This is a genomic window from Streptomyces sp. NPDC087440 (assembly GCF_044744005.1).
Taxonomy (GTDB): Bacteria; Actinomycetota; Actinomycetes; order Streptomycetales; family Streptomycetaceae; genus Streptomyces.
On sequence record NZ_JBIUXN010000012.1, the window covers coordinates 53361 to 68579 of the forward strand.

A 15219-nucleotide genomic window follows, 5' to 3' on the forward strand; every position below is an offset into this window, starting at 1 on the left:
GCCGTGGGCGGCAACTCCTAGGCGGGGGCCGCCAGTTCGGCCCAGACGGTCTTGCCCGGGACACCCTCGGGCGCGCGGGAGACGCCCCAGTCCAGGCAGAGGCGCTGGACGATGAACATGCCGTGGCCGCCGGGGCGGCCCGCACGGTGCGGGGTGCGCGGGGTGGGCTCGCCGCCGCTGCGGTCGGTGACCTCCAGGCGCAGCACCTTGCCGTCGCTGGCGACGCGCAGGGACTCGGGGCCCTCGGCGTGCAGGCAGGCGTTGGTGACGAGCTCGGAGACGACGAGGAGGACGTCCTCGGCGGCGGCCCGCCGGTCGGCGGTGGAGGCGGGGAGCCAGCCCCAGTCGTAGAGCGCCTGCCGGGTGAAGTCGCGGGCGAGCGGGACGATGCCGCTGGCGCCGTTCAGTTCGAGGGAGCGGAGCTGGCCCGCGGCCTCGGCGGCGGCGAGGGTGTCGGCGGCCTTGTCGGTGCTCGTGTTCGTCCCCGTATCCGTACTCGTACCGCTGGAGGCCTCGGACACGTCGGAGGCGTCGGGGACACCGGGCATGCCGGAGACCCGGGGCGCGGCGGCGGGACCGCCCGCGGCACCGGCCGAGGGCACGCCGAACGAGCCCTGCGACCCACCGGCCCCGCCGGAGGCCGTGGGGTGGGCGCCGCGCACGGGGGCGTCGGCGAGGTGCGTACCGGCGTCGGCCACGGGGGCGTCGGCGAGATGCGTACCGGCGTCGGCCACAGGGGCGAACGCGGCTCCGGCGCTGCTCGCGACGGCGTCACCGCCCGCGAGCAGGTCACCGCTCGCGACCGCGTCGACGACGCCCGCGGCATCGGTCGGGGCCGCCACGGGGTCGCCCGGGGCTGGCGCGGACGACAGGGGTGCGGGCGGCGCGGAGGGCGCGGGCGCGCCCGTCGCCGATGCGGCCCTCGCCCCGGCAGGAACCTCGGTCACGCCCTCCGCGGTCGCGGAGGCGTCGCCGGAGGCATCGGGGGCGATGCCGTCCGGCTCGGGGCCGAGGTCGCCCGGCGGATGCTGCCGGGTGGTGCTCATCAGCGCTTCACCTCACCGATTCACCAAGTCGTCGTTTGCAGGGTCTGTGATTCCTCCTGCCCGAGCGAACCGTGAGAACACCCACGATTCGCGACGGGCCGCGCCGCACGCATGTGTGCCGGGCGCACGAGGAGGCCGGGTCGGGTCAGCTGCCCGGGGTCGTGGCGAGGGCGTCGGCAAGCGTGTCGTGCACGGTGAAGACGGCCTCCGCCCCGGTGATCTCGAAGACGCGGGCCACCACGGGCTGCATGCCCGCCAGGTGCACCTCGCCGCCCGCGGCCTCGGCCTTCAGCCGGGCACCGAGCAGGACGTTCAGCCCCGTCGAGTCGCAGAACTCGAGGAGCGAGCAGTCGATCACCAGACGTGTCCGCCCGTCGTCGAGCGCCTGCTCCAGAGGTTCCCGAAGCAGTTCGGCCGTGTGGTGATCCAGTTCACCTGCCGGAGTCACGATCTCGTTCCGGCCTTCGGTCCGCACTTCGACCTGAAGCCGGCCCCGGTTCGCGCTGCCGACCGTCCCGCGGTCCATGCCCGTCCCTTTTCGCCGTCGTGGTTCTGCTTCTACGTGTCCTGCTCACCGGCACAGTGTTTACGCATCGCACCGGTGTGTTCTGTTTCTCACTCAAGCGCACCTTAAGGCCGCGTCAAGGCCGCGCGGTATGCCCACGACAGCAGCAGAACACTACGCCTTCTTCACACGCACGGGTAGTCGAACAACGTCCTGAACTGGGCCTATTCGGACATAAGGCACTTGCAACCGCCCAACGCGAGCGGGTAGGCCTAGTAGCGACACATCCGACCACCGTCCGCCCACCACCGGCTTTGGAGGCGCCGCTTCACCGCAGGAACACGTATCGGCATCGGCAGCCATATGCCGAGAACGATGGAGGAGACCATGTCACCCCGGCTCGACGAGACGCGTACCCACCTCACGCAGGACGACGCCGCGTCGACACCCCCGCCCGAGCAGATCGAGACAGGAACCGGAAGCAGGGTGGCCGCAGCGGCCCCCACGGAGCGGCCCGACAGCCTTTCCGACCTTCCCGAGATCCCGCCGTACGACGAGGTGGGGCCGCTGGATGCCAGGGCCCTGTCGAAGACGCTCTTCCAGCGTCTCGAATCCCTCGAAGAGGGAACCCACGAGCACGCCTACGTCCGCAACACCCTGGTCGAGCTGAACCTGGCCCTGGTCAAGTTCGCCGCCTCCCGGTTCCGCACCCGCAGCGAGCCGATGGAGGACATCATCCAGGTCGGCACGATCGGCCTGATCAAGGCCATCGACCGCTTCGAGCTCAGCCGCGGCGTCGAGTTCCCGACCTTCGCGATGCCGACGATCATCGGCGAGATCAAGCGCTTCTTCCGCGACACCTCCTGGTCCGTGCGCGTCCCGCGCCGCCTCCAGGAACTGCGCCTGGACCTCGCCAAGGCGGGCGACGAACTGGCCCAGCAGCTGGACCGCTCCCCCACCGTGGCGGAGCTGGCCGAGAAGCTGGACATCACCAAGGAAGAGGTCGTCGAGGGCATGGCCGCGAGCAACGCCTACACGGCGAGCTCGCTGGACGCCCAGCCCGAGGAGGACGACTCCGAGGGCGCGCTGGCCGACCGGATCGGTTACGAGGACCACGGTCTGGAGGGCATCGAGTACGTCGAGTCCCTGAAGCCCCTGATCGCCTCGCTGCCGACCCGCGACCGCCAGATCCTCTCGCTGCGCTTCGTCGCCAACATGACGCAGTCGGAGATCGGCGACGAGCTGGGCATCTCCCAGATGCACGTCTCGCGCCTGCTCTCCCGCACGCTGGTCAAGCTCCGCAAGGGCCTGACCGTCGTCGAGTAGGTCGAGCAAGTCCGGTAACACCTCTCCCTTTCACTGAACGTTGGGCTGCCCCAGGCCGTATCCGGGGCAGTCCAACATTCAGTTGTGCAGGGTGTTGCACGGAGCGCCTACCCAGCCGCTCACCCCACAAGCACACCGTTTCGCCAGACCGCGTCGACCAGCGGCACACCGGGCCGGTACGCCAGGTGTACGTGGCTGGGGGCGTCCAGCAGCGCGAGATCGGCGCGTGCTCCCGGGGCGAGGCGCCCGATGTCGGTGCGCCGCAGGGCTTGGGCGCCGCCCGCCGTGGCCGACCAGATCGCCTCGTCGGGGGTCATCCCCATGTCCCGTACCGCCAGCGCGATGCAGAACGGCATGGACGAGGTGAACGACGAGCCCGGGTTGCAGTCCGTCGACAGCGCGACGGTGACGCCCGCGTCGAGCAGCCGCCGGGCGTCGGGCCACTGGGCGCGGGTCGAGAACTCCGCCCCGGGCAGCAGGGTGGCCACCGTGTTCCCGCTGGCCAGCGCGTCCACGTCGGCGTCGGTGAGGTGGGTGCAGTGGTCGGCGCTGGCGGCGTCCAGCTCGACTCCCAGCTGCACGCCGGGACCGTACGAGAGCTGATTGGCGTGGATGCGCGGGATGAGCCCCTTCGCCTTCCCGGCGGTCAGGATCGCCCGCGCCTGGTCGCCGTCGAACGCCCCCTTCTCGCAGAAGACGTCGATCCAGCGGGCGTGCGGGGCGCAGGCGTCGAGCATGTCGCCGGTGACGAGGTCGACGTAGGCGGCCGGGTCGTCGGCGTGGTCGGGGCTGACGATGTGCGCGCCGAGGTACGTCACCTCCGATGTCTGCGCGGCGGCGATGCGCAGGGCGCGGGCCTCGTCCTCGACCGTGAGCCCGTACCCGGACTTGGTTTCGAACGTGGTCGTGCCCTGGCGGAGCGCCTCGCGCAGGTGCCTGGCCAGGTTGGCGGCGAGCTCCTCGTCGCTCGCGGCGCGGGTGGCGGCGACCGTCGTCCGGATCCCGCCCGCCTTGTACGGCTGGCCGGACATGCGGGCGGCGAACTCCTGGGTGCGGTCACCGGCGAAGACCAGGTGCGAGTGGGAGTCCACGAAACCCGGGATCACGGCCCGCCCCCGGGCGTCGTACGCACTGTCCGCCTGCGGGGCCCGGCCGCTCGGCCCGACCCAGGCGATGTGCTCGCCCTCGACGAGGACGGCGGCGTCCTCGACAAGCCCGAGGGGCCCCTGCCCGAGGGCAGGGTCGTTGGTGACGAGCGAGCCGATGCTGTGAATGAGGGTGGAGGCCATGTTCCTTGTCCGTGGTCGAAGGTGGGGGGGGAGGTGCTTGGGGCTGCGAAGCACGCCCCTCCAGGGGCGCGGGGCTGTATCGATGTGCGGCTCCGCCGCGTGGGCGCGAGCAACCACAACACACCCGCACGGAACCGTGCATGCCCCCGCGGGTTGAGGTGAAGGGGCGGGGCTGGGGACTCCCCTGCCCAAGCCGGACAGGGCCAAGCCTCCCGGCACGGGTCGCCACGAGGCCCCTACCCGTGCAGAGCCGCGATCGAATCGGCAAGGGCCCGCGCCGCATCCGGCACGACCACGTGGGTCCCGTCCCGGACCACCTGCCGCCCACCCACCACCGTGTGCCGCACATCCGCACCGGTCGCCGCGAAGACCGCCGTCTCGGCCCCCAGTATCGGAACGGGCCCCGCCGTCCGCACGGTGTCCAGCGCGACCGTCGTGAAGTCGGCGAGCGCACCGGCCTCGATGACCCCCGCGTCCCCCCATCCCAACGCCGCATGCCCGTCGGCGGAAGCGGCCCGCAGGAGGGCCGCCGCCGTCCAGTGCCCCCGGGTGCGCGAGCGCAGGCGCTCGTTCAGTTCCATGGCCCGCGCCTCCTCGAAGAGGTCGATCACGGCGTGGCTGTCGCTGCCGAGCGAGAGCGGGGAGCCCGCCCGCTGGAGCTGGACCGCCGGGCCGATGCCGTCCGCGAGGTCGCGCTCCGTCGTCGGGCACATGCAGGTGCCGGTGCCCGAGGTGCCGAGGAGAGCGATGTCGGCGTCGGTGAGGTGGGTGTTGTGAACACCCGTGGTCGACGGCCCCAACACCCCGCGGTCGGCGAGGAGTTGGGTCGGGGTGCAGCCGTGCGCCGCCTGGCAGGCGTCGTTCTCCGCGGTCTGCTCGGAGAGATGGACGTGCAGCGGGGCCTGCCGGTCCTGCGCCCACTTGGCGACGGTCGCCAGCTCGGCGGCGGGTACGGCCCGTACGGAATGGATGGCCGCCCCGTGCCGGACGTACGCCGAGTCGGCCAGTACCGACACCCGCTCCGCCCAGGCCTCGGCCGTACCGTCGCTGAAGCGCAGTTGGTGGGAGTTGGGGGCCGCCCCGAAGCCCGACGACAGATAGGCGGTGTCCAGCAGCGTCAGCCGGATGCCCGCGTCGGAGGCGGCGGCGATCAGGGCCTCGCCCATCGCGTTGGGGTTGGCGTACGGGGTGCCGCCCGGCGCGTGGTGCACGTAGTGGAACTCGCCGACCGAGGTGATCCCGGCGAGGGCCATCTCCGCGTACACCGCCCGCGCCAGCGCGTGGTACGAGTCCGGGGTGAGCCGCGACGCGACGCCGTACATGACCTCGCGCCAGGTCCAGAACGTCCCCGACCCGACCTGCACCGCCCCGCGCAGGGCCCGGTGGAAGGCGTGCGAGTGGGCGTTGGCCAGGCCGGGGAGGGTGAGTCCGCGCAGGGCGACGGCGCCCGGTGGCGGGGCGTCGACGCCCTTGCGCACGGCGGTGATCCGCCCGTCGGACACGTCCACGGCCACGCCCGGCTCGACGTAGGTGTCGAGCCAGGCGTGTTCCATCCAGTAAGTCGTGGTGCTCGTCATGCGCGGGCGAGACCTTCCGTGACGTCGGCGAGCGCGCGGACTCCGGTGACGCAGTCGTCCTCGGCCGCGTACTCCGCCGGGGAGTGCGAGACGCCGGTGGGGTTGCGTACGAACAGCATGGCGGTCGGCACGGACGCGGAGAGGATTCCGGCGTCGTGTCCGGCGCCCGTACCGAGGACGGGGAGCGAGCCCCCGAGGAGCCGCCCGAGCTCGTCGCGCAGGGCGTGCTCGAACTCCACGACGGGCGTGAAGGACTCCCGTACGACCTTCAGGTCGATGCCCGCACGGTTCGCGGCCTCGTGGGCGGCGGCCTCGATGCCTGCGATGACCTTGTCCAGGGTGTCCTGGTCGGCGGCCCGCGAGTCGAGCCAGCCGCGCACCAGCGACGGGATGGCGTTGACCCCGTTCGGCTCGACGGAGATCTTGCCGAAGGTGGCGAGCGCGCCGGTGAGCTCCGCCTGCTCGCGGGCGGCGAGGACGGTTTCCGCGTACGTCAGCATCGGGTCGCGCCGGTCGACGAGGCGCGTCGTACCGGCGTGGTTGGCCTCGCCGTGGAAGTCGTACCGCCAGCGGCCGTGCGGCCAGATCGCGGAGGCGATGCCGACGGCGTCCCCGGACAGGTCCAGGGCGCGCCCCTGCTCGACGTGCAGCTCCACGAACGCGCCGATGCGGGCGAGGCGTTCGGGGTCGGGGCCGATGGTGGTCGGGTCGTGTCCGGCCGCCTCCATGGCCTGCGGCAGCGAGATGCCGTCGCCGTCGCGCAGTTCGTACGCCTTCTCGGGCGTGAGCTGTCCGGCCGCGAGCCGGGAGCCGACGCAGGCGAGGCCGAAGCGCGCGCCCTCCTCGTCGCCGAAGTTGGTGATGGCGACGGGCTTGGCGAACTCCACTCCCCTGTGGCGGAGTTCGTCGAGCGCGGCGAAGGAGGAGACGACTCCCAGCGGCCCGTCGAAGGCGCCGCCGTCGGGCACGGAGTCCAGGTGGGAGCCGATGACGACGGCGTCCCCGGCGAGGGGGTCGCCCTGCCAGGCCCACTGGTTGCCGTTGCGGTCCAGCTCGTACGTCAGTCCGCGCGCCTCGGCCTGTGCGCGGAACCAGGCCCGGCAGTCGGCGTCGGCGGCGCTCCAGGCGTAGCGCCGGTAGCCGCCGGAGGCGGAGCTGCGGCCGATCGGCAGCAGCTCCGCCCACATCTCGTGGAACGAGGAGGTCACGCGTCCCCGCCCTCGCGCATGGGGACGCGGACGCCCTGGGCGTCGGCGGTCCGCTCGGCGATGTCGTACCCGGCGTCGACGTGCCGGATGACGCCCATGCCGGGGTCGTTGGTGAGCACGCGGCGGATCTTCTCGCCCGCGAGCTTGGTGCCGTCGGCCACCGAGACCTGACCGGCGTGGAGGGAGCGGCCCATGCCGACGCCGCCGCCGTGGTGGATGGACACCCAGGAGGCACCCGAGGCGACGTTCACCATGGCGTTGAGCAGCGGCCAGTCGGCGATGGCGTCGGAGCCGTCGAGCATGGCCTCGGTCTCGCGGTACGGGGAGGCCACCGACCCGCAGTCGAGGTGGTCGCGGCCGATGGCGAGCGGGGCGGCCAGCGTGCCGTCGGCGACCATGTTGTTGAAGAGCTCACCGGCCTTGTCGCGCTCGCCCTGGCCGAGCCAGCAGATGCGGGCGGGCAGGCCCTGGAAGTGGACGCGCTCGCCGGCCATCTTGATCCAGCGGTGCAGGGACTCGTTCTCGGGGAAGAGCTTGAGCAGTTCGCGGTCGGTCTTGTGGATGTCGGACGCCTCGCCCGACAGCGCGGCCCAGCGGAACGGGCCCCTGCCCTCGCAGAAGAGCGGACGGATGTACGCGGGCACGAAGCCGGGGAAGTCGAACGCCCGCGCATAACCGGCGAGTTGGGCCTCGCCACGGATGGAGTTGCCGTAGTCGAAGACCTCCGCACCGGCGTCCATGAAGCCGACCATCGCCTCGACGTGCTGGGCCATGGACTCGCGGGCGCGGGTGGTGAAGCCCGCCGGGTCCTTGGCGGCGGCGTCGGCCATGTCGTCGAAGTCGACGCCGATCGGGAGGTAGGCGAGGGGGTCGTGCGCGGAGGTCTGGTCGGTGACGATGTCGATGGGCGCGCCCTCGGCGAGCATGCGGGGCAGCAGCTCGGCGGCGTTGCCCAGCAGGCCGATCGACAGGGGGCGGCGGGCGTCCCGGGCCTCGACGGCGAGCTGGAGCGCGTGCTCCAGCGAGTCGGCCTTCACGTCCAGGTACTTGTGCTCGATGCGGCGCTCGATGGCGCGCGGGTCGACGTCGATACAGATGGCGACGCCGTCGTTCATGGTCACGGCGAGCGGCTGGGCGCCGCCCATGCCGCCGAGACCGGCGGTGAGGGTGATGGTCCCGGCGAGCGTGCCGTTGAACCGCTTGGCGGCGACGGCGGCGAAGGTCTCGTACGTGCCCTGGAGGATCCCCTGCGTACCGATGTAGATCCACGACCCGGCGGTCATCTGCCCGTACATGGTGAGTCCGAGCTGCTCCAGGCGCCGGAACTCCTCCCAGTTCGCCCAGTCGCCGACGAGGTTGGAGTTGGCGATGAGGACGCGCGGCGCCCACTCGTGCGTCTGCATCACACCGACGGGGCGGCCGGACTGGACGAGCATCGTCTCGTCCTGCTTCAGCGTCTTGAGCGTGCGCACCATGGCGTCGAACGAGCGCCAGTCGCGGGCGGCCTTGCCGGTGCCGCCGTAGACGACGAGCTTGTCGGGGTGCTCGGCGACCTCGGGGTCGAGGTTGTTCTGGAGCATGCGCAGGGCGGCTTCCTGCTGCCATCCCAGGGCGCTGAGCTCCGTACCGCGGGGGGCTCGTACGGGTCGGGGTCCTGACATGGATGCCTCCTGGTCGTGGCGCATGACGTTGCCATGATGTTGTTATTCACATCCTGTGCTTCTGAATAGAACTAGTCAACACCCTCGTTCCGATGACTTGCGGGGCCGCGCGGGGTCTTCCCTTGCATGACGGAGAAGACGGAGAAGACGGAACAGAAGGACACCCCCGGCCGGGAACCCGTACGCACCGAGCTGTGCGCCGACTACAGCGAGGAGGAGGCGGTGGCGGCGCCCTGGTCGCGGGCGGTGGAGATCCTCGCGTCGGCGGAGCTGTACTGGATCTCGACGGTACGGAGCGACGGCCGCCCGCACGTGACACCGCTGCCGGCGGTGTGGCGGGACGACCGGCTGCACTTCTGCACGGGCCCCGGCGAGCAGAAGGCGGTGAACCTCCGGGGGAACCCCCGCCTGGTCCTCACCACCGGCACCAACCGCTGGAAGGAGGGCTTCGACCTGGTGGTGGAGGGCGAGGCCCGCCGGATCACGGACGACGCGCGGCTGCGGGTGCTGGCGGGGGCGTGGCGGGAGAAGTACGGCAGCGAGTGGACGTTCGAGGTGGAGGACGGGCACTTCGGGCACGGGCCGGGGAGGGCGGTGGTCTTCGAGGTGGCGCCGGTGAAGGTGCTGGGCTTCGGCAAGGGCTCGCCGTTCAGCCAGACGCGGTGGACATTCGACACACCAGATGTACAGCACGTACACTTGGTGCATGAGTGAGCCCGTAGTGGAGTCCATGGCCGAGGTTCGTAGCCACCTCGCCGACGCCATAGACCGCGCACGACGCGACGAAACCCCTACCGTCATCACCCGCCGGGGCAAGGAAGAGGCGGTGTTGATCGACATCGCCGAGTACCGGCGGCTGCGCGAGATCGAAGAGCAGGCAGAGGAGGCCTGGCTGAACGAATTGGCCGATGCGGCCGAGGCGGAGGGCATGGAAGGGTCCATCACCCTTGAGGAGATGGCCGCAGAGATCCGCAATCGGCCCGTCTGACCCCATGGGTTACGTCACGCGTTTCTCTCCGGCAGCCCGTCGCGAACTGAACAAGGTTCCGCGCGCGGACGCACTGCGCATCCTCTACCGACTGGCGGAACTACAGAAAGCGATGGACCAGGGGGACACCGCCCACCTCGACATCAAAGCCTTTCAAGGCAGCGCATCACGTTGGCGACTGCGCGTCGGTGACTATCGGGCCGTGTACACCATCGAGGACGGCCTACTCGTCCTCTTGGTGATCGGGGTAGGCAACCGCCGCGAGGTCTACCGCAGGATGTAGGAACCGCGCGTCCCTGCGGCTTCACGCCAGGCCCTTCCGCGCACAGGCTAGTGCGGAAGCGGGCCTTCCGATGGAATATGCCAGAACTCCCTTCCAACGGGCCCCAGTTGGCTAATCTCAGCCACACCACGCAAGCCCGGCAGGGACCCGGTGGAGGGGAGTTCTGCGTGTCCGGAATCGACGCATGCCTGGTCGAGGCGATGGAGTTGCCCGGCGCCCGCGGCGCCGCCGTCGTCGACTGGACCAGCGGACTCGCCCTCGGCACCGCCGGGGAGGCCGCCGGCGGCGACAGCGAGACCGCCGCCGCCGAATCCGCCGAGCTCGCCCGGATGGCCGCCGAGCACGGCACCTTCGCCCCCGGCCCCGGCCGGCACCGGCGCGACGCCCCGGGGCAGGGTGGCCAGGACGACAAGGGCCTGCCCGTCGAGGACGTCATCATCACCACCCGCACCGACTACCACCTGCTGCGCTACGTCGAGACCTCCTTCGACAGCAGCGTCTTCCTCCACCTGTGGCTCGACCGCGACCAGGGCAACCTCGCCCTCGCCCGGCTGCGCCTCGCCGACCTCGCCGAACGGCTGGTGCTGGGATGACCACCGCCACTGCGGTTCCGCCTCCTCCCCCGCTCTCCCCGATGCTGGCCCGCCTCGCCGACGAGCGCGCCACCGGCGCCCTGCTGCGCGACCACGGCACCCTCTACCTCGACGACGGCCAGGTGGTGCACGCCGAGAGCCCGGCCGCCCCCGGACTGGAAGTGCTGCTGGACGGGCGGCTGCCGCAGGAGGGCTGGCAGGAGGCATTCGACCTGGCCGGGCCCGACGGCAGGGTCGGCCGGTACCTGGTGGACAGCGGACGCCTGGCCGACGGGGAACTCGAACTCGCCCACCTGGGCGCCCTGTTCGACGCCGCGTACTTCGTGCTCGGCCCCGGCAGCGGCCCGACCCGCTTTCGGCACGGGGTCGCGCACTGGATGGGCCCGGTGCGCCCCGTACCGGCCCGGGCGCTGGCCCGCGAGTGCCTGCGCCGCAGGGAACTGCTGGACGCCCTGTGGCCGTACCCCGGGACCGACGACTCCCCCGTGGTCCGCGCCGACTGCGGCCCGCCCTGCCCCGTCACCCGCCGCCAGCAGGACGTCCTCGACCTCGCCGACGGGGTGCGCACCCCCGCCGACATCGCCCGCCTGCTGGGCCGGGCCGCCTTCCACACCCTGGTCGACGTGCGGCGCCTCGCGGCACTCGGCGCGGTGACCACGCCGCACGAGGCGTCCGTCCCCTCCGCCGCGGCGCTGCCGCAGTGGCTGCCGCAGGTGACCGAGGATCCCGACGTCGCCCTGCTGCGCAGACTCCGCAACGCCCTGGAGGCACTGTGAAACGCGCCCTGCGCACCCGCGCGATACGGGCCGACAAGCGCGCGGAGCGGAGGTCTCCTCCCCTGACGCAGCCGAAACCCCCGGACCCCGAAGTCCTGGCCGAAATAGAGAGGTTGAGGACCCGACTGCCTCAGCTGACCGGTGTCGTCGCCGCCACCGTGGACGGCCTGGTGCTCGCCGAGGACGCCCCCGGCGTCGAACCGGAGGGCGTCGCCGCCCTCACCGCGGCCGCGCTCGGGGTGTCCCTGCGCCTCACCGACGCCACGGGCCAGGGCGGCTTCCGGGAATTACTGGTGCGCGGCGAGGACGGTTACGTCGCCACGTACGCGGCCGGGGCCACCGCCGTGCTGACCCTGCTGGCCGAGCCCCGGATCAACGTGGGCCGGCTGCACCTCGAAGCCCGCCGGGCGGGAGCCCGTATCGGCGAACTCATGGACCGTACGAACGCACCACAGGACACGCACGACACCACACCCACCGTCTGACCCACACCGAAGGAAGTGCGACCGCCATGGCCAACACCGAAGCCGCCCTCAAGGAAGCAATGACCACCATCGAGGGCACCGTCGGCGTCGCCCTCGTCGACTACACCAGCGGCATGGCCCTGGGCACCGCGGGCGGCACCAAGGACCTCGACCTCACGGTCGCCGCCGCGGGCAACACCGACGTGGTGCGCGCCAAGGTCCGCACCATGGAACTGCTCGGCCTCAACGAGGACATCGAGGACATACTCATCACCCTCGACAGCCAGTACCACCTGATCCGGCTGCTGAAGGGCCGCGGCTCCAACGGCCTCTTCCTGTACCTGGCACTCGACAAGAAGCGCGCGAACCTCGCGATGGCGCGCCACCAGCTCAAGAAGATCGAGAACGAGCTGGAAGTCTGAGGGCCGCCCAGGGCGGGGGCGCACCCCCGGCACAGCGCCCCCGCCCGCCCCCACTCCACGAAAGACCGCGTGCCCCTCACTCCACGAAGAGACCGCGCGCCGTCGCCCGTACGTCGAACTCCTCCAACCGGGCCTGCGCCTCCGGAATCCCGTCGCACATCGCCTCCAGCAGCACCCGCCCCAGCAGCATCGGCGCACACGCCGTGTCGAAGGCCAGCCCCGTGCCCACCGCCGCCGGAATCAGCAGGTCGCTGTGGCGCGCGACCGGCGCGAAGGCGGAGTCGGCGACCGTCACGACGGTGAGCCCCTGCTCCCGCGCGTACGCCAGCGCCTCCACGACCTCCTTGGGATGCCGGGGCAGCGCGAAGCACAGCAGCACGTCCGCGCCCGCCCGCCGGGCCGCGTCGATCCGGTCGGCGAGCATCGACCCGCCCTCGTCGAGCAGCCGCACGTCGGGGTGCACCTTCGCCGCGAAGTACGCGAAGCCGCGCGCCTGCGAGGACGCGGCACGCAGCCCCAGCACCGGCAACACCCGTGAGGACGCCAGCAGTTGACCGGCCCGCTCGACGGGCGCGGGGTCGGCGAGGATCTCGGCCAGGTGCCGCAGGTTCTCGATCTCCCCGAGCACGGCCTGCTGGTACTCGTTGTACGAGACCTCCTCGGCCGCCGCGCCGTCCGCCGGAGCCACCTCCCGCAGGTGCCTGCGCAGCGCCGGGTACCCGTCGAAGCCGAGCGCGACCGCGAACCGGGTCACTGAGGGCTGACTGACCCCGGCCAGCTCCGCCAGCTCCACGCTCGACAGGAACGGCACCTCCCCGGCCCGCCGCACCATGCTGTGCGCGATGCGTCGCTGGGTCGGGGTGAGCCGCCGCCCCTCGAACAGCTGCTGAAGCCGCGCGGCGGCCGACCCGGCGCCCTCCGCAGCGGTCGTTCCGCCGCCCATCTCACCCATATCCGACCCCGTCTCCGTGTTTTCCAGCCGAACCATTGACATCTATTCAGTCACCCAGAACCCTGCATGACCATATACAGACTGCATGGGAGGGGCACGCACATGCCGGATTCACCCGCCTCACTGGTCGAGCGGCGCTCGATCGACGTCGTCCCCGACTCCGAACGCCACGGCACGCCCTTCTCCCAGTTCACCCTGTGGCTGGGCGCCAACCTCCAGATCACCGCCGTCGTCACCGGCGCGCTCGCCGTCGTCTTCGGCGGCGGCCCGCTCTGGTCGATCATCGGCCTCCTCCTCGGCAACGTGCTGGGCGGCGCGGTCATGGCCCTGCACTCGGCGCAGGGCCCCAAGCTGGGGCTGCCCCAAATGATCCAGTCCCGGGCGCAGTTCGGCGTCAAGGGGGCGGTGGTCCCGCTCCTGCTGGTCATCCTCATGTACGTCGGCTTCTTCGCCAGCGGCAGCGTCCTCGCGGGCCAGGCGGTCGGCGAGCTGACCCACCTCGGCGACACCACCGGCATCGTGCTGTTCGCGGCGGTCACCGCCGTGATGGCCGCCGTCGGCTACAAGGTGATCCACGCGCTCGGCCGCGTCGCCAGCGTGATCTGCGCGCTGGCCTTCGTCTACCTGGGCATCCGCCTGCTGGACTCCATCGACCTGGGCGCGGTCCTGGCCACGGACACCGGCTTCGACCTGCCGATGTTCCTCCTGGCCGTCTCCCTCTCCGCGTCCTGGCAGCTCGCCTTCGGTCCGTACGTCGCCGACTACTCCCGCTACCTCCCCCGCGACACCTCCGGCCGCGCCACCTTCTGGTGGACGCTCGCCGGGTCCGGCATCGGCTCCCAGTGGTCGATGACCTTCGGCGTGCTGGTCGCGGCCACGTCGGGCGGCGCGTTCATGAAGAGCCAGGTGGGTTACGTCGTCGGGCTCGGCGGCGCGGGCCTGATCGCCTCGTTCCTGTACTTCGTGATCGCCCTCGGCAAGCTGACCATCAACGTGCTCAACACCTACGGCGGTTTCATGTCGATGGTGACCAGCATCAGCGGCTTCCGCGGCCAGCAGGAGCTCTCCCCGCGCGCCCGCTCCGCCTACATCGCCGGGATCATGGTCGCGGGCACGGCGGTCGCCCTGCTCGGCAAGGACAGCTTCCTCACCTCGTTCAAGGACTTCCTGCTCTTCCTGCTGACCTTCTTCACCCCGTGGTCGGCGATCAACCTGGTCGACTACTACCTGATCTCCCGCGAGCGCTACGACATCCCCGCCCTGTCCGACCCGAACGGCCGTTACGGCGCCTGGCGCTGGGACGCCCTCGTCGTGTACGTCGTCGGCGTGCTCGCCCAGCTGCCCTTCCTGGTCACGCACTTCTACACCGGCCCGCTGGTCGCCCCGCTGGGCGGCGCCGACGTCTCCTGGATCATCGGCCTGGCCGTGCCCGCCCTGCTCTACTTCCTGCTCGCCCGCCGCTCCACGGACCACCTTCCGGGGGCGTCCCCCCAAGCAGAATCGGGGGTTACCCCCACTGCTCCGGCGGCCCCGAATCCGTAACGTCGAAGCATGGACGCAACAGGCCGCGCTCGCGATCCCGAGCTGAAGAAGGACCTCGACGCCACCGTGGACGCCCGGAGGGAACTCGGGGCGGACTACGAGGCGGCCCTGGTCGAATCGTTCCTGGAGAAGGTCGAGCAGCGTCTCGACTCCACGGTCGACCGGCGGGTGCGCCGGCAGCTGGCCGAACAGCAGATGGTCGTCGCGCGGGGCGCCTCGCACCCCGCGAAGCCGTCGTCCGGCGACGGCGGCTTCGGCGAGCGTTTCGGCCTGGCCATCGTCACGCTGGTGCTGGCCGTCCCGCTGTCCGCGATCGCCGTGGTGAACGCCGGGCTGCTCGGCCTGGCCGTGTGCTGGCTGGGGATCTTCGGCGTGAACGCGGTGCACTCGGGGTGGCACGTCCCCTGGAGCGGGGCCCGGGACCGCGGCCGGGGGAAGTCCTCCGACTGGGAGTGACCCGCACGGACGGGTCCTGCAACGTACGGCTCGACGTACGGGTCCTGCAACGTACGGGTCCCGGAACGTGACGACGCGGGGACCGCCGCACCCCCGGCTGCCCGGGGGGCGGGACGACGACGGTCCCCGCG

17 protein-coding genes are annotated in these 15219 nt (G+C 71.6%); 10 read left to right on the forward strand and 7 right to left on the reverse strand.

The window, feature by feature from the left end; translation table 11 throughout:
• Nucleotides 1–17 precede the first annotated feature (17 nt).
• On the reverse strand, nt 18–548 hold the full coding sequence (locus ACIO3O_RS23250) for an ATP-binding protein (RefSeq protein WP_401749115.1): 531 nt from the start codon (nt 546–548) through the stop codon (nt 18–20).
• A 643-nt stretch (nt 549–1191) separates the two neighbouring features.
• Nucleotides 1192–1572 carry an STAS domain-containing protein gene (locus ACIO3O_RS23255; RefSeq protein ID WP_401748793.1) on the reverse strand — a complete coding sequence of 127 codons (381 nt, stop codon included), beginning with the start codon at nt 1570–1572 and terminating at the stop codon, nt 1192–1194.
• A gap of 366 nt (nt 1573–1938) precedes the next feature.
• On the opposite strand from ACIO3O_RS23255, the gene ACIO3O_RS23260 reads away from it, so the two are divergent.
• Nucleotides 1939–2877: an RNA polymerase sigma factor SigF gene (locus ACIO3O_RS23260; protein WP_401748795.1), complete on the forward strand. Its 939-nt coding sequence runs from the start codon at nt 1939–1941 to the stop codon at nt 2875–2877.
• Between the two features lie 119 nt (nt 2878–2996).
• Here the strand turns inward: ACIO3O_RS23260 and hutI are convergent, their stop codons facing one another.
• From hutI to hutU, 4 genes are all read right to left on the reverse strand, one after another.
• On the reverse strand, nt 2997–4166 hold the full coding sequence (gene hutI, locus ACIO3O_RS23265; RefSeq protein WP_401748796.1) for an imidazolonepropionase: 1170 nt from the start codon (nt 4164–4166) through the stop codon (nt 2997–2999).
• A gap of 236 nt (nt 4167–4402) precedes the next feature.
• A complete protein-coding gene (locus ACIO3O_RS23270; protein ID WP_401748798.1) occupies nt 4403–5743 on the reverse strand; it encodes a formimidoylglutamate deiminase in 1341 nt (446 codons plus the stop codon).
• Nucleotides 5740–6930, reverse strand: coding sequence for an allantoate amidohydrolase (locus ACIO3O_RS23275; RefSeq protein WP_401749117.1), 1191 nt, complete (start codon nt 6928–6930; stop codon nt 5740–5742). The genes ACIO3O_RS23270 and ACIO3O_RS23275 overlap by 4 nt, the downstream gene beginning before the upstream one ends.
• Before the next feature lie 17 nt (nt 6931–6947).
• Nucleotides 6948–8612, reverse strand: a complete 1665-nt coding sequence (hutU, locus tag ACIO3O_RS23280) for a urocanate hydratase (protein ID WP_401748800.1) — start codon at nt 8610–8612, stop codon at nt 6948–6950.
• Nucleotides 8613–8738: 126 nt separating this feature from the next.
• On the opposite strand from hutU, the gene ACIO3O_RS23285 reads away from it, so the two are divergent.
• The 7 genes from ACIO3O_RS23285 to ACIO3O_RS23315 all read left to right on the forward strand — a co-directional run bounded on the left by ACIO3O_RS23285 (nt 8739) and on the right by ACIO3O_RS23315 (nt 12138).
• Nucleotides 8739–9326: a pyridoxamine 5'-phosphate oxidase family protein gene (locus ACIO3O_RS23285; protein WP_401748802.1), complete on the forward strand. Its 588-nt coding sequence runs from the start codon at nt 8739–8741 to the stop codon at nt 9324–9326.
• On the forward strand, nt 9319–9600 hold the full coding sequence (locus tag ACIO3O_RS23290; RefSeq protein WP_401748804.1) for a type II toxin-antitoxin system Phd/YefM family antitoxin: 282 nt from the start codon (nt 9319–9321) through the stop codon (nt 9598–9600). Before ACIO3O_RS23285 ends, ACIO3O_RS23290 begins: the two co-directional genes overlap by 8 nt.
• A 4-nt stretch (nt 9601–9604) precedes the next feature.
• Nucleotides 9605–9883, forward strand: coding sequence for a type II toxin-antitoxin system RelE/ParE family toxin (locus tag ACIO3O_RS23295; protein WP_401748806.1), 279 nt, complete (start codon nt 9605–9607; stop codon nt 9881–9883).
• A 167-nt stretch (nt 9884–10050) separates the two neighbouring features.
• Nucleotides 10051–10476 (forward strand): hypothetical protein, encoded by a 426-nt coding sequence (locus tag ACIO3O_RS23300; protein WP_401748808.1) that lies wholly within the window; start codon nt 10051–10053, stop codon nt 10474–10476.
• The gene (locus ACIO3O_RS23305) at nt 10473–11252 is read left to right on the forward strand and encodes a DUF4388 domain-containing protein (protein ID WP_401748810.1); all 780 of its coding nucleotides are present in this window, start codon (nt 10473–10475) and stop codon (nt 11250–11252) included. The genes ACIO3O_RS23300 and ACIO3O_RS23305 overlap by 4 nt, the downstream gene beginning before the upstream one ends.
• Before the next feature lie 62 nt (nt 11253–11314).
• Nucleotides 11315–11737, forward strand: coding sequence for a roadblock/LC7 domain-containing protein (locus ACIO3O_RS23310; protein ID WP_401749119.1), 423 nt, complete (start codon nt 11315–11317; stop codon nt 11735–11737).
• A gap of 26 nt (nt 11738–11763) precedes the next feature.
• Nucleotides 11764–12138 (forward strand): hypothetical protein, encoded by a 375-nt coding sequence (locus ACIO3O_RS23315; RefSeq protein WP_401748811.1) that lies wholly within the window; start codon nt 11764–11766, stop codon nt 12136–12138.
• Between the two features lie 76 nt (nt 12139–12214).
• Here ACIO3O_RS23315 and ACIO3O_RS23320 read toward each other — a convergent pair whose 3' ends face one another.
• Nucleotides 12215–13090: a MurR/RpiR family transcriptional regulator gene (locus tag ACIO3O_RS23320; protein ID WP_401748813.1), complete on the reverse strand. Its 876-nt coding sequence runs from the start codon at nt 13088–13090 to the stop codon at nt 12215–12217.
• Nucleotides 13091–13192: 102 nt separating this feature from the next.
• Here ACIO3O_RS23320 and ACIO3O_RS23325 point away from each other — a divergent pair, with 102 nt between their 5' ends.
• Together ACIO3O_RS23325 and ACIO3O_RS23330 are read left to right on the forward strand one after the other, a co-directional pair.
• Nucleotides 13193–14632: a purine-cytosine permease family protein gene (locus ACIO3O_RS23325; RefSeq protein ID WP_401748815.1), complete on the forward strand. Its 1440-nt coding sequence runs from the start codon at nt 13193–13195 to the stop codon at nt 14630–14632.
• Nucleotides 14633–14641: 9 nt separating this feature from the next.
• The gene (locus tag ACIO3O_RS23330) at nt 14642–15088 is read left to right on the forward strand and encodes a hypothetical protein (protein WP_401748816.1); all 447 of its coding nucleotides are present in this window, start codon (nt 14642–14644) and stop codon (nt 15086–15088) included.
• Nucleotides 15089–15219: the final 131 nt, after the last annotated feature.

Excerpts from the sequence above, each read along its gene's own strand:
- ACIO3O_RS23250 (WP_401749115.1), bottom strand. The coding sequence starts at position 548 with ATGCCCGGTGTCCCCGACGCCTCCGACGTGTCCGAGGCCTCCAGCGGT.
- ACIO3O_RS23255 (WP_401748793.1), bottom strand. The coding sequence starts at position 1,572 with ATGGACCGCGGGACGGTCGGCAGCGCGAACCGGGGCCGGCTTCAGGTC.
- ACIO3O_RS23260 (WP_401748795.1), top strand. The coding sequence starts at position 1,939 with ATGTCACCCCGGCTCGACGAGACGCGTACCCACCTCACGCAGGACGAC.
- hutI (WP_401748796.1), bottom strand. The coding sequence starts at position 4,166 with ATGGCCTCCACCCTCATTCACAGCATCGGCTCGCTCGTCACCAACGAC.
- ACIO3O_RS23270 (WP_401748798.1), bottom strand. The coding sequence starts at position 5,743 with ATGACGAGCACCACGACTTACTGGATGGAACACGCCTGGCTCGACACC.
- ACIO3O_RS23275 (WP_401749117.1), bottom strand. The coding sequence starts at position 6,930 with ATGTGGGCGGAGCTGCTGCCGATCGGCCGCAGCTCCGCCTCCGGCGGC.
- hutU (WP_401748800.1), bottom strand. The coding sequence starts at position 8,612 with ATGTCAGGACCCCGACCCGTACGAGCCCCCCGCGGTACGGAGCTCAGC.
- ACIO3O_RS23285 (WP_401748802.1), top strand. The coding sequence starts at position 8,739 with ATGACGGAGAAGACGGAGAAGACGGAACAGAAGGACACCCCCGGCCGG.
- ACIO3O_RS23290 (WP_401748804.1), top strand. The coding sequence starts at position 9,319 with ATGAGTGAGCCCGTAGTGGAGTCCATGGCCGAGGTTCGTAGCCACCTC.
- ACIO3O_RS23295 (WP_401748806.1), top strand. The coding sequence starts at position 9,605 with ATGGGTTACGTCACGCGTTTCTCTCCGGCAGCCCGTCGCGAACTGAAC.
- ACIO3O_RS23305 (WP_401748810.1), top strand. The coding sequence starts at position 10,473 with ATGACCACCGCCACTGCGGTTCCGCCTCCTCCCCCGCTCTCCCCGATG.
- ACIO3O_RS23315 (WP_401748811.1), top strand. The coding sequence starts at position 11,764 with ATGGCCAACACCGAAGCCGCCCTCAAGGAAGCAATGACCACCATCGAG.
- ACIO3O_RS23320 (WP_401748813.1), bottom strand. The coding sequence starts at position 13,090 with ATGGGTGAGATGGGCGGCGGAACGACCGCTGCGGAGGGCGCCGGGTCG.
- ACIO3O_RS23325 (WP_401748815.1), top strand. The coding sequence starts at position 13,193 with ATGCCGGATTCACCCGCCTCACTGGTCGAGCGGCGCTCGATCGACGTC.
- ACIO3O_RS23330 (WP_401748816.1), top strand. The coding sequence starts at position 14,642 with ATGGACGCAACAGGCCGCGCTCGCGATCCCGAGCTGAAGAAGGACCTC.